Source organism: Shewanella sp. MM_2022_3 (genome assembly GCF_022557375.1).
In the GTDB taxonomy this organism is placed as follows: Bacteria; Pseudomonadota; Gammaproteobacteria; order Enterobacterales; family Shewanellaceae; genus Shewanella; species Shewanella xiamenensis.
On record NZ_JAKZGV010000134.1, the window covers coordinates 1 to 276 of the forward strand.

The following is a 276-nucleotide window of genomic DNA, read 5'->3' on the forward strand; positions in this document are numbered from 1 at the left end:
GCGAGCCGGAGTGGGAAGCGAAGATCCTTGAGCTGGCAGCAGCTTTAGACTCTTACATTCCAGAGCCAGAGCGTGATATCGATAAGCCATTCCTGATGCCAATCGAAGACGTATTCTCTATTTCTGGTCGTGGTACAGTAGTAACAGGCCGTGTAGAGCGTGGTATCGTTAAAGTGGGCGACGAAGTAGAAATCGTTGGTATCCGCACGACTTCTAAAACAACTTGTACTGGCGTAGAAATGTTCCGTAAGCTGCTTGACGAAGGTCGTGCAGGTG

1 protein-coding gene is annotated in these 276 nt (G+C 49.6%); it reads left to right on the top strand.

Annotated elements, in window-relative coordinates:
- On the top strand, positions 1-276 hold a 276-nt coding region (locus tag MMG82_RS21670), incomplete at both ends, for an EF-Tu/IF-2/RF-3 family GTPase (RefSeq protein ID WP_241407425.1).